This window comes from Lysobacter sp. TAB13 (assembly GCF_052113885.1).
GTDB lineage: Bacteria > Pseudomonadota > Gammaproteobacteria > Xanthomonadales > Xanthomonadaceae > Lysobacter > Lysobacter gummosus.
Genome location: NZ_JBFRDR010000314.1, coordinates 1 through 391, shown reverse-complemented (window position 1 = coordinate 391; position 391 = coordinate 1). Strand labels below are relative to the sequence as shown.

Here is a 391-nt window from a genome sequence, read left to right as displayed (position 1 = left end):
GACATAGCGTGTGATTTCGCGGCCGTAATGCTCATAGCGATAGTCGCCGTCTCCGGTCGGGACACAGACCATGAGATCGTCGCCGAAGCGGGGCATGAGGTCCTGGAGCAGCGCCTCGTAAGGCACGCCGCCTGCGCCAGGCGCATGCAGGGCAAAGCGCTGCAGAAGTTCGGCCACTTCTGGCGCATGGGCGCGTTCGACAATATTCTCGGTGTGCACTTCCTGATACATGGCGGCCCCGTTTCGCGCGCAAGGACCTTAGCAAGGCCGTTCTTGAAAAAGTGTTCCCTTTCGTCATGGGATTTTCGGAACTGACGGCCATGAGCTTTTGCGGCTTGACCATGCCAAATCGGTCGTCTAGCGTGCCGCAACTATTGCAAAGGGTGTCGGG

Annotated in this window: 1 protein-coding gene; it reads right to left on the bottom strand. The window is 59.1% G+C overall.

The genetic code is table 11. From position 1 onward, the window contains the following. The coding region (locus tag AB4Y92_RS26320) for a hypothetical protein (RefSeq protein WP_441822301.1) at positions 1 to 231 on the bottom strand (231 nt) is incomplete at its 3' end. Between the last annotated feature and the right edge of the window lie 160 nt (positions 232 to 391).